Consider the following 18,189-nt stretch of genomic DNA (forward strand, 5'->3'; position numbering starts at 1 on the left):
GTGTGGTTCCGGCCGCTGGCGGCGTCGGATTGGCCGCCTCGGTCGCCGGCGCCGCCGGCGTTGCGGCAGGCACCCCAGGCGTTTGCGTGGCCGCGGCAGGCGGAGTGCCGGTCGTGGCGGGCGCCGTTGCCGGCGCAGCCGGCGGCCGCGAGGTCAGCGCCGCGACGGATTCGCCTTCGCCGATCGTGGCCTGCCCGCCAGCCGGACCGGGATCGGTCTCCTTGCCCTCGGGTGTCAGGCGCTGCGTGAACTTGGTCGTGTCGGCTGGCTCGCTGGCGCTGGCGGGAGCCGGCGCGGCTGCCGTCTCGGTCGCCGGCTTGACCTGCGCCGGCTTGGCCGGAGCAGGCTTGACCAGCGGCTCGGTCGAGACCGTCTTATTACCGCTGCCGCCAAGGCCGAAAAGCGAGCCGAACGCATTCTTGTTCAGCCAGATGCCGTAGCCGCCGCCGGCCAGCACCAGCAGCGCGATGACGGCGGCGATCAGGCCGCCATAGCCGCGCTTGCGCGGCCGCGGCTGGGGCCGCAGACGCTGGAAGGTATCGGCCGCCGGTTGCTCGTCATTGGCAAAAACGTCGGTGCCGTCATCGGAATCGGCAGCGTCCATGCTGGCAAAGCCGACATCGTCCTCGCGCGGCGACGGCATCGGCGGCGTCGGCGCCTTCTGCCAGGCTGGCTCCGCCTTTGGCGCAGCCTGCCAACTTGGCTCCGTCCTTGCCGTGCTCTGCCATGCCGGCTCGGCTCTTGCAGGGTTTTGCGGCGCGGGTTCCGTCCTTGGCGTGCTTTGCCAGCCCGGTTCCGTCCTGGCGGGCCCGGGTGCCGGCTTGAACGGTTCGGATTTGAACGGATCCGGCTTGACGGGCTCTGGCGCCGCCGGCTGGCGGGCATGGCTCGGCTGGTTCTTGTTGCGGTCGATGGAGGAGAAAATATGCTCCAGCTCCGCCAGCGGATCCTCGGCCGGAACGCGTTTGACATATTCGCGCTCGACGCTGGAAATGGCATCTTCCAGCGAGCGCTTCTGCTTGCTGACGACATCGGGCGTCAGCGGCGGGGAATAGTCGGCGAGCTTCTTCGCCAGCACCGTGCGGGCGCCGTCGTATATCTGCTTGCGCAGCTCGAACGAAGGATCGCTCTTCTTGTCGAGCTGCTTTTTCAGAACACTAACGAAATCTGCCATGCGTCAGGTGACCTGCATTCTTTCCCGCCCGGCCGCAAATCAGCCGCGGCGCCGGGAAGGGCTGTGAAACTAGTCTTGAAACGGATCGGTCACAAGTATTGTGTCCTCCCGCTCGGGGCTGGTGGAGAGCAGCGCCACCGGGGCGCCGATCAGCTCCTCGATATAGCGGACATATTTGACGGCCTGCGCCGGCAAATCGTTCCAGCTCCTGGCGCCGGCCGTGGTTTCCTTCCAGCCTTCGAGCGTCTCGTAGACGGGCTCGACCCGCGCTTGCGCGCCCTGGCTGGCCGGCAGGTAATCGATCGTCTCGCCATCGAGCCTGTAGCCGGTGCAGACCTTGATCTCGTCCATCCCGTCGAGCACGTCGAGCTTGGTCAGCGCGATGCCTTTGATGCCGTTGACGGCGACCGCCTGCCGCACCAGCACGGCGTCGAACCAGCCGCAACGCCGCTTGCGGCCGGTGACGACGCCGAATTCGTGGCCGCGCGTGCCGAGGAACTCGCCGATCTCGTTCTTCTGCTCGGTCGGGAACGGCCCTTCGCCGACCCGCGTCGTATAGGCTTTGGTGATGCCGAGCACATAGCCGATGACGCCTGGGCCCACGCCCGAACCTGCAGCCGCCTGTCCAGCCACGGTATTGGACGAGGTGACGAAGGGATAGGTGCCGTGATCGATGTCGAGCAGCGTGCCTTGCGCGCCCTCGAACAGGATGCGTTCGCCGCCGCGACGTTTGTCGTCGAGCACTTTCCAGACCCGATCCATGTAAGGCAGGATCTCGCCGGCCACCGAGGTCAATTCCTGCATGATCGCCTCATGCGTCACTTCCGCATGGCCGAGCCCGCGGCGCAGCGCATTGTGGTGCGTCAGCAGCCTGTCGACCTTGAGGGGAAGCGTTTCCAAATCCGCCAAATCCATTACCCGCACCGCGCGCCGGCCCACCTTGTCCTCATAGGCGGGGCCGATGCCGCGGCGGGTCGTGCCAATCTTGGTTCCGGAATTCGAGGCGGCGTCTTCGCGATACCCGTCCAGCTCCCGGTGCAGCGACAGGATAAGCGCGGTGTTTTCGGCTATTTTCAGGCGCTCGGGCGTGACCTCTACACCCTGTTCCTCGAGCTTCTTGACCTCGGCGACGAAGGCATGCGGATCGAACACCACGCCATTGCCGATGATCGAAAGCTTGCCTTCGCGCACCACGCCTGAAGGCAGCAGCGACAGCTTGTAGACCTTGCCGTCGACGACCAGCGTATGGCCGGCATTATGGCCGCCCTGGAAGCGCACGACCACGTCGGCCCGTTCCGACAGCCAGTCGACGATCTTGCCCTTGCCTTCGTCGCCCCATTGCGAGCCGACGACCACCACATTGGCCATGTTCTTTTCCCTTGAAACGCCGCGCGGGCGGCCTGAAACGACAGGCCTCTATAGCGTCAAGCGCCGACCGGCGCGACCCTTTCTTTGCCGTCGAAATCCTGGAGCATGATTCCGAACGGAAGGACCGCGTAAGCGAAAAATGGGAACCGGTTTTCGCAACGGACCATGCTCCAACCAAGAGTTGGACCAGGATGGCGGTTCAACGAACGTCATCCTGATCCAGGCATAACAAAATCCGGCTTTCGCATCATTTACTTGCCGCCGCCGCCGCATTAGGCCGACCAGAACCCTCGAACATCCTGCAGGGCCGGATCTTCCATGCACCGAGCCGCCTATCTGTTCCTTCTGTCCACCATGCTCTTGTGGGGTGGCAACTCCGTGGCTGGCAAGCTGGCCGTCGGCCACGTCTCGCCCATGACATTGGTCTTCCTGCGCTGGGTGATGGCGGTGCTGATCCTGCTGCCGATCGGCTGGCGGCCGCTGCGCGAGGATTGGCCGCAGGCGCGCAAGCACTGGCGGTTGCTTGCCGGCCTCGGCGCCTGCGGTTTCACATTCTTCAACGTCATCTTCTACACCGCGCTCAACTACACGACCGCGATCAACGTTTCGATCGAGCAGGCAGCCATCCCGATCGTCATCATCCTTTCCAATTTCGTGCTGTTTCGCCTGCGTGTGCGCCCTCTGCAGATCGTCGGCGTCGTGCTCACTATCGTCGGCGTCGCGCTGACCGCAAGCCATGGCGACCTCGGCCAGCTGCTGAAGCTCGGCCTCAACTTCGGCGATGCCATCATGCTCGTCGCCGTGCTTTGCTACAGCCTCTATTCGGTCGGGCTGCGCCTCAAGCCTCAAATCCGCTGGCAGAGCCTGATGCTGGCGCTGTCGATCGCCGCCCTGCTGATCTCCGTGCCCTTCTTTCTCTGGGAGGTCGCATCTGGCCGCGTCGTCGTGCCGGACGCGCGTGGATGGGCGCTCACGCTCTACACGGCGCTTGGCGCCTCGGTCGTCTCGCAGGTCCTCTACATCAAGGGCAACGAGCTGATCGGCGCCAACCGCGCCGGCCTGTTCATCAATCTGGTGCCGATCTTCGGCACGCTGCTTTCGGTGCTGATCGTCGGCGAGCAGTTTCAACTCTATCAGGGGCTCGCGCTCGCGCTGGTGCTCGGCGGCATCGGGCTCGCCGAATACAGCGGCAGCCGGACGGTTACCGCCGCCCGGGCCAAGGCACGCGAGCAGGCTGATTGAGCTTGATCAGAACGCCTTCGGGAGACCTGCTTGCTTCAGAATAGCATTTGCCGTGTGGCGGGACTTTATGGCGCGATCCACGGTAACCTTTCGCCCGGAAATCGGATTGAGCCAAATTTCATGGTCGCCTTTACCCGAACGGAGAAATTGCCAACCGGCTGCGACGGGAGCCTTTTCGTTAACGGTGCGAAATTATTCACCGCGGACAACTCGACATTTGAAAATGATTCTAGTCACTTTATGCCGAAATTAATTAAAAAATCTTATAAATCAGTTAAATCGCAGCTGACGAAAGTTAATATCTAGGCGGCGACCGTTTGGTGACTCCGGGCAATCAACTCGATCTCGAACGGATCTTCGTGCTCGTCGCCGAGCAGATCAGGAACTAAAACCGCCAGCTTGTTCTGAAGCAGCTCTATCGTGTCGGCCTCTGTTGCGAGTCCGATCCCTTCACGTGACGAGGCTACCCAAACTTTCGCGTCGTCGTCCCAGAACGCGTCGACTACAATCTTCATGGCGAACTCCTTGACCACCATAGTATCGCATCAGATCGCAAACAGAAAGGCGCGGAACCGGCCCGCGCCTTTGGTGCCGATCTTCGGCACGCTGCTTTCGGTGCTGATCGTCGGCGAGCAGTTTCAACTCTATCAGGGGCTCGCGCTCGCGCTGGTGCTCGGCGGCATCGGGCTCGCCGAATACAGCGACAGCAAAGCAGCGCTGCAGATGCAATGACCTTTTTCGCGGCGTACGCCAGGCTGCCATCGGCAACGGCTATCCTATTAAGGATATTGATATTTTCGACATATGTGAGCCGGCGATGCGATTGACTCTCCCAACTTTCAGCGGACAGATATCGCGGCCGGGCTGCTGTTTTCATCAGAGAGGGAACTATGAATCTCCGCATGTTTTTGGCGCTGATCGCCGCCCTTGTCGGCCTCGCGGCCTTTTCCGCACCGGCGTCGGCGGCCACCCTCGCCCACACCCGACGTCGCTGAACGTCCGCAGCGGTCCGGGTGCGCATTGTGCCAGGATCGCAACCTTGCCGGCCGGCCAGAGGGTCGAGCTCTACCATTGCCAGGACAGCTGGTGCTCGATTGGCGCGGCCGGTATCCACGGTTGGGCAAGCTCGGGCTACCTTGAGCGTTCCCACGTGGTGCGGCCGGTCATCGTGCAGCCGCAAATCGTCATCCTTCCGCCGCATTATCGTCCGCACAGGCCGCATCGGCCGCACAAGCCGCAGCGGCCGCGCCCCCCGAAGCCTCACAAGCCGCAATGCAAGATCGCGCCCGGCTTCCCCTGCAAGTGAGGTCGATCAAGGCCTGACAAAATTGAAACGCCCCGCTGCTGTCGCAGGCGGGACGTTTCAGATTTCAATCGGCCGGCACGCTCACTCGCCGCCGACGTCGAAGCGCAGCCGCTTGGCCGAGTCGATCGATTTGTGCGCCCGCACCTGCTCCAGCACTTTTTCCGGGAATGGCGCGTCGAGATAAAGCAGCGCGATCGCATCGCCGCCCGGCCGATTGCGGCCGAGCTGGAAGTTGGCGATGTTGACGCCGTTCTCGCCGCACACGGTGCCGAGCAGGCCGATGATTCCGGGCGCGTCGGCATTGGTCGTGTAGAGCATGTGCTGGCCCACCTCGGCGTCGAGATTGATACCCTTGATCTGGATGAAGCGCGGCTTGCCGTCGGAAAAGCAGGTGCCGGCGATCGAGCGCGTCCTGTGCTCGGTCTTGACGGTGAGCTTGATATAGCCGTCGAACACGCCCGATTTGTCGCGCTTCACCTCGGCGACGATGATGCCCCGCTCCTTCACCATGATCGGCGCCGACACCATGTTGACGTCCGACACCTGCGGCCGGATCAGGCCGGCAAGGGCGGCGCTCACCAAGGCGCGCGTGTTCATCGACGCGGTCGAGCCGTCGAACAGGATCTCGACCTCCTTGATCGGATCCTCGGTGACCTGGCCGACAAAGGCGCCGAGCACTTCGGCGAGCTTGACGAAGGGTTTCAGTCGCGGCGCCTCCTCGGCGGTGATCGAAGGCATGTTGATCGCGTTGGAGACCGCGCCCTTGATCAGATAGTCGCTCATCTGCTCGGCGACATGCAGCGCGACATTCTCCTGCGCCTCCGTGGTCGAGGCGCCGAGATGCGGGGTGGCCACGACATTCTCCATGCCGAACAGCGGATTGTTCTCCGCCGGCTCGGCCTCGAACACATCAACACCGGCGCCCGCCACCTTGCCGCTTTTGAGCGCCGCGACCAGGTCGGCCTCGACGACCAGCCCGCCGCGCGCGCAATTGATGATGCGCACGCCGTCCTTCATCTTGGCGATCGCCGCCGCATCGATAATGTTGCGCGTCTTGTCGGTCAGCGGCGTGTGCAGCGTGATGAAGTCGGCACGGGCGAAGAGCTCGTCGAGTTCGACCTTCTGGACGCCGAGCTCCTCGGCGCGGCTGTCCGACAGGAACGGGTCGAAGGCAATCACATGCATCTTCAGCCCAACGCCGCGTGTGGCGACGATCGAGCCGATATTGCCGCAGCCGATCACGCCCAGCGTCTTGCTGGTGATCTCGATACCCATGAAGCGGTTCTTTTCCCACTTTCCGGCGTGCGTCGAGGCATTGGCTTCCGGTATCTGCCGCGCCAGCGCGAAGATCATGGCGACCGCATGCTCGGCCGTGGTGATCGAGTTGCCGAAGGGCGTGTTCATCACGATGATACCCTTGCGGCTGGCAGCCGGGATATCGACATTGTCGACGCCGATACCGGCGCGGCCGACGACCTTGAGCTTCGTCGCGGCATTGATCAGCTTCTCGGTGACCTTGGTCGCCGAGCGGATAGCGAGACCGTCATACCGATCGATCACCTCGAGCAGTTTTTCCTTGTCCTTGCCGAGATCGGGCAAGTAGTCGACATCGATGCCGCGATCCTTGAAGATCTGCACGGCGGTGGTGGAAAGCTTATCCGAAACGAGAACGCGGGGCGCCATTGCGGCCTCCTTGAGGGGGGATTGAGTGTCGGAAAATGGTGGCTGCCGGGAGCCGCCACGAATTTCAGGCCGCGGCCTTGAGCGACGCCTTCTGCGTGGCGAAGGCCCAGTCGAGCCACGGCAGCAACGCTTCGAGATCGGCGGTCTCGACGGTGGCGCCGCACCAGATGCGCAGGCCGGGCGGCGCATCGCGATAGGAGCCGATGTCGTAGGCGATGCCTTCCCTGTCGAGCAAAGACACGATGCCTTTGGCGAAGGCCGCCTGCCCGTCGGCATCGAGCGCCGTCACGTCAGGATCGGTGAAGGAGAGACACACGGACGTGTTCGAGCGCGTCGCCGGATCGACGGCGAGGTGGCCGAGCCACGGAGACTTGTCGGCGAACCGGTCGAGCACCGCGGCATTGGCGTCCGCGCGGGCAATCAGCGCCTCGAGCCCACCGATCGACGTCGCCCAGTGGAGCGCATCGAGATAATCCTCGACGCACAGCATCGACGGCGTGTTGATGGTTTCGCCCTTGAAGATGCCCTCGATCAGCTTGCCGCCCGAGGTCAGGCGGAAGATTTTCGGCAGCGGCCAGGCCGGCTTGTAGGTCTCCAGCCGGGCGACGGCGCGCGGGCTTAGGATCAGCATGCCGTGCGCGCCCTCGCCGCCCAGCACCTTCTGCCAGGAGAAGGTGACGACATCGAGCTTTTCGAAATCGAGCCGCTGGGCGAAAGCGGCCGACGTCGCGTCGCAAATGGTCAGGCCCTTGCGGTTCGTGGGAATGAAATCGCCGTTCGCCACGCGCACGCCCGAGGTCGTGCCGTTCCAGGTGAAGACCACGTCGCGGTCGAAATCGACCTGCGTCAGGTCTGGCAGCTTGCCGTAACCGGCCTCGAACTTGCGCGCGTCGGCAAGCTTGAGCTGCTTGACGACATCCGTGACCCAGCCGGAGCCGAAGCTTTCCCAGGCGACCATGTCGACGCCGCGCTCGCCGAGCAGCGACCACAGCGCCATCTCGACCGCGCCGGTGTCCGACGCCGGCACGATGCCGATGCGATAGTCCGCGGGAACCTTGAGTATTTCGCGCGTCAGCTCGATCGCCTGCTCGAGCTTGCTCTTGCCGATCTTGGCGCGATGGGAGCGCCCGAGCGCGGCCTTCGACAGCGCCTCGACCGACCAGCCGGGGCGTTTCGCGCAGGGACCTGAGGAGAAATTGGGGTTCGCCGGACGGAGTCCGGGCTTGGTAGGTGTCGTCATCGTGGTCTATCCTTCCAGATAGTGGCCCCTCGTTGGGGAGGGGTGGCCCACGGACGGCGATATGCGCTCACGCCCTCGGCGTCAAGAGCAAAATTTTTGTCGCTGGCGGGATATTCGCTCCGACTGGTGCGAGATCCGAAATGAAAACGGCGGGCCTTCAGGACCCGCCGTCGAAACCTCTCCGCCTGCGTGGCTCACCAGAGATCGTAACGCAGCCCAAGCTTGACCTGATGGTTGCTGATGCCTTTGTGGATAGGGAAGGAATTCAGGCTTGCGGCCGTAACATATTCAGCATCGGGCGCGGAGAAATACTGATAGCCAAGATCGATCAGAACGTTCTTCGAGACCTGGTAGGCAAGACCCGCGTTCAATGTATATGCCAAGGAATATTTTGTTTTGCTGCTGCGCAGAGAGAAGTCATCGCTTGCATCGCCGTTGTCGGTAAAATAGTTCGCCGAAAGGCTGTATCTGCTTTGAACGATGCCGATGCCTGCGCCAATATAGGGCGTGACGCCGACATATGTTCCAAGGTCGACATAGCCGTTCAATATGCCTGAGATGGCATAGTTCTTGAGGCTTCCGTCTCCTACTGTCGCCGTTGCCGGCGCTACCACGGCGGCTGAATCATCATAGCTGAAGCTGGCTTTGTTGCCGGGCAGGTAGCCGAGGTTGAGATCGGCGCGGAGATAGTCGTTGAAATGATAGCCGAAGCCGACGCTCGCGAAATAGGCGTCCTCGCTCTCACTGAAGCTTTCGCTGGCGATCGCTGACGGGAAGGTGAAATCCCCGTTGTCGAAGCTCTTTTCCGGCAGATAGGAGACATCGCCACGCAGGTACCAGCCCGAGCCGACCTCGACCGGCTGGTAGTCCGGCGCCTGGTCGGCATAGATCGGCGGATCGTAGTCGGCCGCGAGCGCCGGTGTCATCGGCAACAGGATGGCGGCGGCAAGCGCTGACGCGATACGCGATCTGGATATCATGGTCCCCGGCTCCCGAGATTGGCGCCAGCCGCGAACGCGGGCGCCGTTTTCAAGAGGCCATTGTTAACCATAGTGGTTAAGTGCCGGTTAAGGATAACCCTCCGTTACCGAATTGATTTTGATCGTATTTTACGGATGGCGCAGAAAGCGAAAGCCGCCCGGCTGATGCCGGGCGGCTGACGAATTTCGGGGATACTGGAAGCGATTTACTTGGTGTAGATCGGTTCCGGCTCCGGCTGGTAAGGCTCTGGCGGCGGAGCGCAATCGGACTGACCGCCGAACTGGTAGCGGAGACCGCCACGCACTTCGTGCACGTTGATGCCACGATCGTAGCCCGGACCGACATTGCTGTCCGAAGCATAGTCGAACATCTTGCCGCCGTTGATGTGGCTGTATCGGTAGCCGACATCAAGCTTGACGCGGTCGGTCAGGCAGTAGGAAGCGCCGGCCATGAGGGCATAGGCGAAGCGCCAGCCCTTGCCGCCTCGATGGAAGAAGTCGCCGTCCAGGTCGCTGTTGTGCAGCGTATCCCACTTGACCCAGGCGCCGCCGATGCCCGCGCCGACATAAGGGGTAACGCCATGCCAGGTGCCGATGTCGACATAGGCGTTGGCCAGCAGAAGCAGCGCCGAATAGGACGATGTGTCGGAAGAAACGCAAGCCACCTGCGGAGCGGGGCCGCAAAAGCCGTTGGTCGAGCCATGGAACTTCGAGCCAAACATATAGTCGCCCGTCAGATCCGTGCGGAAGTGGTCGTCGATCTGGTAACCGATACCGGCGCCAGCGGAGAAGGCGCCCTTCAGGCTACCGGTGGCGAAGCTGCCCTGGATCTGGGGCGGCGCGGCGCTGTAGGTGGTATAGTCGCCACCGCCAAAGCGTGACCAGTGATAGTCAATATCGCCACGGATGTACCAGCCGCCGACGCTCACAGGCTGCGCTTCCACAACGGGCGGCGGCGCCTCTTCGACCGGCTGCGGAAGGTCGGCCGCGATTGCGTGGCCGGCAAACCCCGCAAACAGCCCGGCAAGCAATGCCATTCTCGCTGTATTGAACATTCTGTCACCCCTAAGAAGCCTCGGGACGACATCGCCCGAAGATGATTGACCTCGGGTTTGGATAATGAATTGCAAAGGTTAAAAGCCGTTTAACCGTACCGATTAACCACGAATCTATACAATCTTAGCTAGAAGCCAGGTGCGACACCTCGCTGGAGCGCAAACGGAAAGCCCGCCGAAAAGGCGGGCTCGCATGTCGCGGATGGCTGCTACCGCTCAGGCGGCGCTGCGGGTTTCCTGGATGATGCCGACGATGTCGTTGACGACCGCCTCGACCAGTTGCGGGTCGTCGCCCTCGGCCATGACGCGGATGAGCGGTTCGGTGCCCGAGGGCCGGATAACAAGGCGGCCGGACTTGCCGAGCCGGTTGCGCCCTTCTTCGATCGCCGCCTTGACCGGCGCCTCCTCCAGCGGCTTGCCGCCGGAGATGCGGACATTCTTCAAGAGCTGCGGCACCGGCTCGAACTTCTTCGACAGTTCGCTGACCGGGCGGTTCTGCCGCTTGATGCAGGCCAGCACCTGCAGCGCCGAGACCAGGCCGTCGCCGGTGGTCGAGAAATCGGAAAGCACGATATGGCCGGACTGCTCGCCGCCGACATTCAAGCCGTGCGCGCGCATATGCTCGACGACATAACGGTCGCCGACCTTGGTGCGGTGCAGCTGCAGCTTCATGTCGCCGAGGAAACGCTCGAGGCCGAGATTGGACATCACGGTGGAGACGACGCCGCCGCCAGCCAGCCGTCCGCTCTGGTGCCAGGATTCCGCTATCAGCGCCATGATCTGGTCGCCGTCGACGATCGCCCCGTTTTCGTCGACGATGACGACGCGGTCGGCGTCGCCGTCGAGCGCGATGCCGATATCGGCGCGCACTTCGTGCACCTTCTTCTGCAGGCCGGCCGGATGGGTCGAGCCGCATTCCTTGTTGATGTTGAAGCCGTTCGGCTCGACATTAATTGCCACCACCTCGGCGCCGAGTTCCCACAGCGCCTCGGGCGCCACCTTGTAGGAGGCGCCGTTCGCGCAATCGACGACGATCCTCAGGCCCGAAAGCGACATCGAGCGCGGCAGCGTACGCTTGGCGAATTCGATATAGCGGTCATGCACGCCGTCGACGCGCTTGGCGCGGCCGAGCCCGTCGGAATCGGCGAGCGCCAGCTCGATGTCCTTGTCGAGCATGCCCTCGATGCGCTCCTCGATCTCATCGGAGAGCTTGTAGCCGTCAGGCCCGAACAGCTTGATGCCGTTGTCGTAATAAGGATTGTGCGAGGCCGAGATCATCACGCCGATGTCGGCGCGCAGCGAGCGCACCAGCATCGCGACGGCCGGCGTCGGTATAGGTCCGAGCAGGAAGACGTCCATGCCGGCGGCGCACAGGCCAGCCACCATGGCATTTTCGATCATGTAGCCGGAAAGCCGCGTGTCCTTGCCGAGCACGACGCGGTGACGATGATTGCCGCGCTGGAAGGAAAGCCCGGCGGCCATGCCGACGCGCATGGCGATCTCGGCCGTCATCGGAAATTTGTTGGCGCGTCCGCGGATACCGTCCGTGCCGAAATACTGACCTGCCATATCCCTTACAGTCCCCGTCGGTTTTTCAGCCGCCCGTAATGCCACAATTGGGCCGCATCCGATCATCAAATTTCGTGATTGTATATTACCAATCCTTAGAAAATCATTGTCGCAGGCGGTGCAAGTGATTCGATGGCCTATCCACCACCTTTGACTTTGCGGCGCTAGACCTGCCCGTGCCAGGCTTTTCGGTGCCTTATCCGCCGGCAAAGCTTGGCTGCTGGCGAATCCGCAAGCAATTCATCACCTTGTCGGGAGCAACACACTTTGTGAGGACATCAGCGTTGGAAGCATCTGGCGCAACCGCACATTGAGAGCTATTGATTTGGCATAGGGACACTTATTGGCGGCATCAAGGGAGAAAACGCCATGCTTATTCATAGACTTGCAGCTTTGACGGGGATCGCCGTCGCAACCTTGTTCCTGGCGGCGCCGGCCAACGCGCTGACCATGGCCGAGTGCAGCACCAAGTATAACGCGGCCAAGGACGCAGGAACGCTCGCCGGCCAGACTTGGAACCAGTTCCGCAAGGCGCAGTGCGGCAGCGACGCCTCCGCCGCGACCGACACCAAGGCGGCAACCGATACCAAGGCGGCGACCGACACCAAGGCCGCCGACACCAAGCCTGCCAAGAAGGCAAAGGCGGCCGCCGCTGCCGACGACACCGCCAAGGGCCTGAGCTCCAAGGAATGCAGCGCCAAGTACCAGGCTGCAAAATCCGGCGGCACGCTCAACGGCATGAAGTGGAATGACTTCCGCAAGGCCGAGTGCGGCCCCGGCGCAACCGCCGCGGCCGCCACCGCGCCGGCCGCCGACACCAAGCCTGCCAAGACGACGAAGACCTCGACCGCGGCGGCTGCCGACGGCGGCAAAGGTCTGAGCATGGCTGAATGCAGCACCAAGTACCAGGCTGCGAAGACGGCAAACACGCTCAAGGGTATGAAGTGGAACGACTTCCGCAAGGCCGAGTGCGGCGCCAGTGCCGCCGACGACGACACCGTGCCGGCCCCGACGGAAGCGACCTACACCAGCGAGCCTGAGAAGCCGACGGCGGTCGCGCCGAAGGGCGTGAGCTTCCCGAAGGCGATCTCGCCGAAATTCGCCACCGAGACCCCGGCCAAGGGCCGCATGCACACCTGCCTCGAGCAGTACTACGCCAACAAGGATGCCAACACGCTGAACGGCCTGAAGTGGATCCAGAAGGGCGGCGGCTTCTACAGCCTCTGCAATGCCAAGCTGAAGAGCTGATTTCGCTTAGTCTCTTTCCAGAAAAAGGCCCGCGCATCGCAAGATGCGCGGGTTTTTTGTTGGGGTTCGAAGCCATGTCCACACTGCACGGAGGCGCCAGCGGCGACGCTGCCAATCTCTTTCACGTGGGGAAATGTCCGGTCCACCCTCCGCAACTGCAGCGCTGCAGCTGCGGAGGACGGGCAGGAACAGAGGGGGAGCGAAGGAACGCTACTTTGCGGTCGTCATTCTAGGGCGGAGCAAGGAGCGGAGCGACGCGCGCAGACCCTAGAATCCATGCCGTGACGTTAAGGCGTTGCAGCGGTTACAGAATTCAGCGCCGTTGCGCCCCCCGGCAGGAGTCACGGCATGGATACTCGGGTCAAGCCCGAGTATGACGAAGAGAGGTCGGCGGGACAGCGCCTCCCTTGCCCTGCCCGTCCTCCGCAGCAGCTGCGGAGGGTGGACCGGGTATCTCCCCACGTGAAAGAGATTGGCTATCGCTCCGGCTTTCGCCAACCACCACCTGCAGGCTTGGTCCCCCAAACCAAAACGCCGCGGTTCGATCCGCGGCGTTTCACTTGTAGAGATGCCAGTCCTCAGCCCTGCGGCTGCGGCTCCATGCCGCCTTCGGGCTCAGGGCCCTTCTTGCGGCGGCCGCCGGACTTCGGCACCGCCGAGCCACGGCTGGGCGGGGTATCGTCGCCAAGATCGCGAGCGGGCTTCTGCCCGGCGATCAGCTGCTTGATCTCCTCGCCGGACAGCGTCTCGTATTCGAGCAGCCCCTCGGCGAGCGCGATCCATTCCTTCTTCTTCTTGGTCAGGATGGTCCTTGCCGTCGAATAGGCCTCGTCGATCAGCCGCCGCACTTCCGCGTCGATGATCTGCGCCGTCTCTTCCGAGATGTTTTGCGTACGGGCCACCGAATGGCCAAGGAAGACCTCTTCCTGGTTGTCGCCATAGGCAACATGGCCGAGCTTGTCGGAGAAGCCCCAGCGCGTGACCATGGCGCGCGCCAGCTTGGTCGCCTGCTCGATGTCGGAGGAGGCGCCCGACGTGATGTTCTCCTTGCCGAACTTGAACTCCTCGGCGACGCGGCCGCCCATCATGATCGCGAGCCGCGAGATCATGTATTTGTAGCTCATCGAATAGCGGTCGCCTTCGGGCAGCTGCATGACCATGCCGAGCGCGCGGCCGCGCGGAATGATGGTGGCCTTGTGCAGCGGATCGGCCGACGGCACGTTGAGCGCCAGGATGGCGTGGCCGGCCTCGTGATAGGCGGTCAGCTCCTTCTCGGCCTGGGTCATGGCCGACGAGCGGCGCTCCGCGCCCATCATGATCTTGTCCTTGGCGTCCTCGAACTCAGCCATGGTGACGAGGCGCTTGTTGCGGCGCGCCGCCATGAGCGCGGATTCGTTGACGAGGTTCATCAGGTCGGCGCCGGAGAAGCCCGGCGTGCCCCGGGCGACGACCTTGAGGTCGACATTGGGGGCCAGCGGCACATTGCGCACATGCACCTTGAGGATCTTCTCGCGGCCGACGATGTCGGGATTCGGCACCACCACCTGGCGGTCGAAACGGCCCGGACGCAACAGCGCGGGATCGAGCACGTCGGGGCGGTTGGTGGCGGCGATCAGGATGATGCTTTCGTTGGACTCGAAGCCGTCCATCTCGACCAGCAACTGGTTCAGCGTCTGCTCGCGCTCGTCATTGCCGCCGCCGAGGCCGGCGCCGCGATGGCGGCCGACGGCGTCGATTTCATCGATGAAGATGATGCAAGGCGCGTTCTTCTTGGCCTGGTCGAACATGTCGCGCACACGGGATGCGCCGACGCCGACGAACATCTCGACGAAGTCCGAACCCGAAATGGTGAAGAACGGCACGTTGGCTTCGCCGGCGACCGAACGGGCAAGCAGCGTCTTGCCGGTTCCCGGGGGGCCGACGAGCAGCACGCCGCGCGGGATCTTGCCGCCCAGGCGCTGGAACTTCTGCGGATCGCGCAGGAATTCGACGATCTCCTCTAGGTCTTCCTTGGCCTCGTCGACGCCGGCGACGTCCTGGAAGGTGACGCGGCCATGCGCCTCGGTCAGGAGCTTGGCCTTCGACTTGCCGAAGCCCATCGCGCGGCCCGAACCGGATTGCATCTGGCGCATGAAGAATATCCATACGCCGAGGATCAGGATCATCGGCAGCCACGAGATCAGATAGCCGAACAGCGAATTGGAGCCGTCGGTTTCAGGCTTGGCGGTGATGGTGACGTTCTTGTCCTGCAGCCTGGAGACCAGCGACGGATCGCCGGGCGAATAGGTCTGGAAGCCGTTGGCGTTGTCCGTGTAGGTGCCGAAGATGCGGGCGCCGGCGATGGTCACGGTCTTGACCCGGCCGGAGCCGACATCCTGCAGGAACTGCGAATAGGCAATCTCGCTGGTAGCGCCGCGGGTCTGCGGCGTCTGGAAAAGGTTGAACAAGGCTATGAGCAGGACCGCTATGATCGCCCAAAGCGCGAGGTTGCGATAATTCGGATTCATCTATTGTCCCGTTGGGGTCCGCGTACGGACCCGCGATGGTGGAGAAGCTAGGCCTAACATAGGGAGAGCGCCCCCCCTTGCCAAGCAGAACAGCACGTATCGGTTAAGCTTTCGCCCACCCTCGACCGACATCATGGCCGCGGAATGGCGACGCCGGCAGCGGCGGCGCGCCGACAAGCACCGCAACGGCAGCCGCGGGCTCGAGGTCGAAGGACGGCAGGAAGCGCTGGAAAGGGGCCACCACCGGAACGATCGAGACCGATTGCAGGCTGGCATTACCGCCAGCAAAATCAAGGCATTCGCCTCCGGCCCACAGCGAGGGCTCCGCGGCAAGTGCTGCGCGTGAAAGGCTTGCTGGGATATCCTCGCTCAAAAATGCTCGCTTGGCGGCGGCGGACCCCAGCGGCGCGATCACCAAGTCGCCCGGCCTGTCGTTCAAAGTGATGCGTCCGTGCAAAGTGATGCGTCGCCGGTTGTCCCAAAGCCCGTTGTCAACCGGTGGAGCGGGAGCGGGCAGGGTGCGGTTCTCACGGCGAAGGAAAATCCCGGTCTTGCGCGCGTCCACCACCGTCCGCGACAATGTGGCACGAAGCGGCGCGGACCGCAGGCGGGAAAACAGCGCGGCGCAACGCGCCTCATCGGCCAGAAACGACACCCCGCCGACGGTGGCCAGCAGAATGCGCAGCGCATAGACGGCGGCCCGGTCGTCCTCATGCCCTGCAAAATCGCGATCGAGGCGGATGAGACCCGGAACCGGCCTGCTGGCACAGGCGTCGATCAAGAGAGCTGCGCGATGACCAACGCCCTCGCGTTCGCCGACCGCCTGGCCGGCCCGTGCCAGCGCTTCCGCAATGCGCTGTTCGCCCTCGCCCTGCGCGAGTGCGGCACGCACGCGCGGCCGCTCGAAGCGGGCGTCGACATTGGTCGGGTCCTCGATCCAGCCGATGTGGCGACGCCGCAGCATCGCGCGCAGTGCCGCGCGCCGGATGCCGAGCAGCGGCCGGACGATCCATGTCCGCCAGTCATGAAGCGTGGCGGGCGCCATGCCGGCGAGACCGCGACCTTCCGCGTCGCGTGCCTGCCGCATCAGCACCGTCTCCGCCTGGTCGTCGGCGGTATGGCCGGTCAGGATCAGCTTGATACCTTCGGCTTCGGCTGCCGTCGCAAGCAAATTGTAGCGCGCCTCGCGCGCTGCGGCCGGCAACCCGCTCGCAGGCTTGTCGCCGCTCCAGGCGAGGATGCGATGCGCAATGCCGCGCTCGGCGCAGAAGCCGGCAACGAGCCGCGCCTCGGTGGCCGAGTCCGGCCTCAGGCCATGATCGACCGTCACCGCGAGCAGCCTGGCGGCCGATGCGGTCCGGTCGAGGTGATCTTTGAGGAGGAGGAGAAGGGCGGTCGAGTCGCTGCCGCCGGACACGGCTGCAACGGCGCCGGTCGAAAAGTCTAGGTCGGAGAAAAGGCTGTTAGAAAGGTCAGGTTTGGTATCGAGCGTCAGCACGACGCCAGCGCCTTCTCCTGCTTGATGCGCTCCTTGAGCGCGCCGGAGACATCGGGATAGCGCTTGCCGATTTCGTTGAAAGTGGCGCAGGCGACATCGTTCTGCTTCAGGCCGACCAGCGAAACGCCGAGCTTGAGCAGCATGTCGGGCGCCTTCTTGGCCTTCGGATACTCCTTACTGGCGGCGAGAAAGACTTCGGCCGCGTCACGGTATTTCTGCTCACCGAGCAGCGACTCGCCCAGCCAGTAATGCGCGTCCGCCGCCTTGGCGTCCTTGGGGAAGCGGGAAATATGATCGCGAAAACCCTGCTCGGCGGTCGGATAATCGCCCGACAGGATGAACTGGTAGGAGTTGCGGTAGAGCTCGTCAGGATCGTTGGTCGACGGCAGGGCCGCGACTTCGGTGCCGCCGGACTTGCCCTTCTTGGCCGGTGTTTCGGCGGAAGGCGCGTTTGCCGTGGCCGTGGGAGCTTCAGCCGGCGCGCTGGCCTGCGGTCCGGTCTCGGCATTGACCACATTGCCGTTCTTGTCGACGGTGATGGTGCCGAAATTCTTCGGCGGCGCGCCGGTGATCAGCTTGCCGGGATCGCCGGTCTGCGATTCCACGATGACGTCGCCGACACTCTTGCCGCCGCCATCTTGCGCGCCGGTGTCGGCCGGCGCCTGCGTCGCCGGGGCCTGGGCAACGCTGTTATCGGTTCCGGTGCCGCCGGTGCCGGATTGACCTGCACCGGCATTGCCGAGATTGGCGTTGCCGACGTCGGTGTTGCCGTTCAGAGGCGCGGCCTCCGATTTCTTCTGCCCGGCCGGCTTGGCGCCGCCTTGGGTACCGCCCTCGAGCTGCTGGAAGCGGAACTCGTTGTCTTCCTGCTGCTTGCGCATCTGCTCCTGCATCTGCAGAATCTGGAAATTGAGCTCCTCGATCTTGCCGTTCATCTGGCGAAGCTGGTCTTCCAGGCCGGTCATGCCGGCGCCGTCCTGTTGCGCGATCTGCGCCGGTTCCGGCTTCTTCTTGTCGCCAAAGATGCCGAGCGTCGGCAGATGGAAGCTGAATCCACTGTCGGAAGCCTGCCCGGCGCTGTCGGCCGAAGCGGCAAGGCTTGGGAGGCTTGATACGAGCAGCAGCGCAAGCGTGCCGCTCAGGACCGTTCTGAAATGCATTCTGTCTCTCGCGGTGGAATGTGTTGGCCTGATGCGCCTTTCCAAATCAAAACAGTGGGAGGAAGCGCCCTCGCGCTCATAGCAGGACGCGAGACTTCGGCCAAATTTTGTTTCGGTTTTGTTGCATGTGAAAAAGGCGGCCCTGCGGCCGCCTTTCAT

At 63.4% G+C, this 18,189-nt stretch carries 13 protein-coding genes and 3 pseudogenes; 4 read left to right on the forward strand and 12 right to left on the reverse strand.

The features are described from left to right. A pseudogene (locus tag RFM68_RS10895) lies at positions 1 to 1,174 on the reverse strand (hypothetical protein); the annotation flags it as partial. A 69-nt stretch (positions 1,175 to 1,243) separates the two neighbouring features. After that, entirely contained in the window at positions 1,244 to 2,542 is a 1,299-nt protein-coding gene (locus RFM68_RS10900; RefSeq protein WP_320232828.1) for an adenylosuccinate synthase, read from the reverse strand. Between the two features lie 318 nt (positions 2,543 to 2,860). Here RFM68_RS10900 and RFM68_RS10905 point away from each other — a divergent pair, with 318 nt between their 5' ends. Continuing rightward, complete coding sequence (locus RFM68_RS10905; protein ID WP_320232830.1) at positions 2,861 to 3,784, forward strand: DMT family transporter; 924 nt, start codon at positions 2,861 to 2,863, stop codon at positions 3,782 to 3,784. Positions 3,785 to 3,790: 6 nt separating this feature from the next. On the opposite strand, the pseudogene RFM68_RS10910 reads toward RFM68_RS10905, so the two are convergent. Together RFM68_RS10910 and RFM68_RS10915 are read right to left on the reverse strand one after the other, a co-directional pair. After that, positions 3,791 to 3,984, reverse strand: a pseudogene (locus tag RFM68_RS10910) (type II toxin-antitoxin system HicA family toxin). A 102-nt stretch (positions 3,985 to 4,086) separates the two neighbouring features. Next, positions 4,087 to 4,299, reverse strand: a complete 213-nt coding sequence (locus tag RFM68_RS10915) for a DUF1902 domain-containing protein (protein WP_320232832.1) — start codon at positions 4,297 to 4,299, stop codon at positions 4,087 to 4,089. Positions 4,300 to 4,369: 70 nt separating this feature from the next. On the opposite strand from RFM68_RS10915, the pseudogene RFM68_RS10920 reads away from it, so the two are divergent. Together RFM68_RS10920 and RFM68_RS10925 are read left to right on the forward strand one after the other, a co-directional pair. Continuing rightward, positions 4,370 to 4,516: pseudogene (locus RFM68_RS10920) on the forward strand (EamA family transporter); the annotation flags it as partial. Positions 4,517 to 4,823: 307 nt separating this feature from the next. Further along, positions 4,824 to 5,090, forward strand: coding sequence for an SH3 domain-containing protein (locus RFM68_RS10925; RefSeq protein WP_320232834.1), 267 nt, complete (start codon positions 4,824 to 4,826; stop codon positions 5,088 to 5,090). 81 nt (positions 5,091 to 5,171) lie between these two features. Here the strand turns inward: RFM68_RS10925 and serA are convergent, their stop codons facing one another. From serA to glmM, 5 genes are all read right to left on the reverse strand, one after another. Continuing rightward, a complete protein-coding gene (serA, locus tag RFM68_RS10930) occupies positions 5,172 to 6,773 on the reverse strand; it encodes a phosphoglycerate dehydrogenase (RefSeq protein ID WP_320232835.1) in 1,602 nt (533 codons plus the stop codon). Between the two features lie 64 nt (positions 6,774 to 6,837). Then, a complete protein-coding gene (locus RFM68_RS10935; RefSeq protein ID WP_320232837.1) occupies positions 6,838 to 8,013 on the reverse strand; it encodes a phosphoserine transaminase in 1,176 nt (391 codons plus the stop codon). A 194-nt stretch (positions 8,014 to 8,207) separates the two neighbouring features. After that, positions 8,208 to 8,993, reverse strand: a complete 786-nt coding sequence (locus RFM68_RS10940; protein WP_320232839.1) for an outer membrane protein — start codon at positions 8,991 to 8,993, stop codon at positions 8,208 to 8,210. Positions 8,994 to 9,199: 206 nt separating this feature from the next. Next, positions 9,200 to 10,048 carry an outer membrane protein gene (locus tag RFM68_RS10945; RefSeq protein WP_320232841.1) on the reverse strand — a complete coding sequence of 283 codons (849 nt, stop codon included), beginning with the start codon at positions 10,046 to 10,048 and terminating at the stop codon, positions 9,200 to 9,202. A 216-nt stretch (positions 10,049 to 10,264) separates the two neighbouring features. Further along, positions 10,265 to 11,617, reverse strand: a complete 1,353-nt coding sequence (gene glmM / locus RFM68_RS10950) for a phosphoglucosamine mutase (protein WP_320232842.1) — start codon at positions 11,615 to 11,617, stop codon at positions 10,265 to 10,267. Between the two features lie 369 nt (positions 11,618 to 11,986). Here glmM and RFM68_RS10955 point away from each other — a divergent pair, with 369 nt between their 5' ends. Continuing rightward, the gene (locus RFM68_RS10955) at positions 11,987 to 12,865 is read left to right on the forward strand and encodes a hypothetical protein (protein WP_320232843.1); all 879 of its coding nucleotides are present in this window, start codon (positions 11,987 to 11,989) and stop codon (positions 12,863 to 12,865) included. Between the two features lie 578 nt (positions 12,866 to 13,443). Here RFM68_RS10955 and ftsH read toward each other — a convergent pair. The 3 genes from ftsH to ybgF form a co-directional block, all read right to left on the reverse strand. After that, complete coding sequence (ftsH, locus tag RFM68_RS10960; protein WP_320232844.1) at positions 13,444 to 15,372, reverse strand: ATP-dependent zinc metalloprotease FtsH; 1,929 nt, start codon at positions 15,370 to 15,372, stop codon at positions 13,444 to 13,446. A 103-nt stretch (positions 15,373 to 15,475) separates the two neighbouring features. Next, positions 15,476 to 16,870 carry a tRNA lysidine(34) synthetase TilS gene (tilS, locus tag RFM68_RS10965; RefSeq protein ID WP_320232846.1) on the reverse strand — a complete coding sequence of 465 codons (1,395 nt, stop codon included), beginning with the start codon at positions 16,868 to 16,870 and terminating at the stop codon, positions 15,476 to 15,478. Continuing rightward, the gene (ybgF, locus tag RFM68_RS10970) at positions 16,864 to 18,030 is read right to left on the reverse strand and encodes a tol-pal system protein YbgF (protein WP_320232848.1); all 1,167 of its coding nucleotides are present in this window, start codon (positions 18,028 to 18,030) and stop codon (positions 16,864 to 16,866) included. Before ybgF ends, tilS begins: the two co-directional genes overlap by 7 nt. Between the last annotated feature and the right edge of the window lie 159 nt (positions 18,031 to 18,189).

The sequence above is a fragment of the Mesorhizobium montanum genome (genome assembly GCF_033977145.1).
GTDB classification, from domain to species: domain Bacteria; phylum Pseudomonadota; class Alphaproteobacteria; order Rhizobiales; family Rhizobiaceae; genus Mesorhizobium; species Mesorhizobium montanum.

What these genes read in the sequence shown, in the direction of transcription:
- RFM68_RS10955 (WP_320232843.1), top strand. Translation starts at nt 11,987, where the DNA reads ATGCTTATTCATAGACTTGCAGCTTTGACGGGGATCGCCGTCGCAACC.
- ybgF (WP_320232848.1), bottom strand. Translation starts at nt 18,030, where the DNA reads ATGCATTTCAGAACGGTCCTGAGCGGCACGCTTGCGCTGCTGCTCGTA.
- RFM68_RS10945 (WP_320232841.1), bottom strand. Translation starts at nt 10,048, where the DNA reads ATGTTCAATACAGCGAGAATGGCATTGCTTGCCGGGCTGTTTGCGGGG.
- serA (WP_320232835.1), bottom strand. Translation starts at nt 6,773, where the DNA reads ATGGCGCCCCGCGTTCTCGTTTCGGATAAGCTTTCCACCACCGCCGTG.
- RFM68_RS10905 (WP_320232830.1), top strand. Translation starts at nt 2,861, where the DNA reads ATGCACCGAGCCGCCTATCTGTTCCTTCTGTCCACCATGCTCTTGTGG.
- RFM68_RS10935 (WP_320232837.1), bottom strand. Translation starts at nt 8,013, where the DNA reads ATGACGACACCTACCAAGCCCGGACTCCGTCCGGCGAACCCCAATTTC.
- glmM (WP_320232842.1), bottom strand. Translation starts at nt 11,617, where the DNA reads ATGGCAGGTCAGTATTTCGGCACGGACGGTATCCGCGGACGCGCCAAC.
- RFM68_RS10900 (WP_320232828.1), bottom strand. Translation starts at nt 2,542, where the DNA reads ATGGCCAATGTGGTGGTCGTCGGCTCGCAATGGGGCGACGAAGGCAAG.
- RFM68_RS10940 (WP_320232839.1), bottom strand. Translation starts at nt 8,993, where the DNA reads ATGATATCCAGATCGCGTATCGCGTCAGCGCTTGCCGCCGCCATCCTG.
- RFM68_RS10915 (WP_320232832.1), bottom strand. Translation starts at nt 4,299, where the DNA reads ATGAAGATTGTAGTCGACGCGTTCTGGGACGACGACGCGAAAGTTTGG.
- ftsH (WP_320232844.1), bottom strand. Translation starts at nt 15,372, where the DNA reads ATGAATCCGAATTATCGCAACCTCGCGCTTTGGGCGATCATAGCGGTC.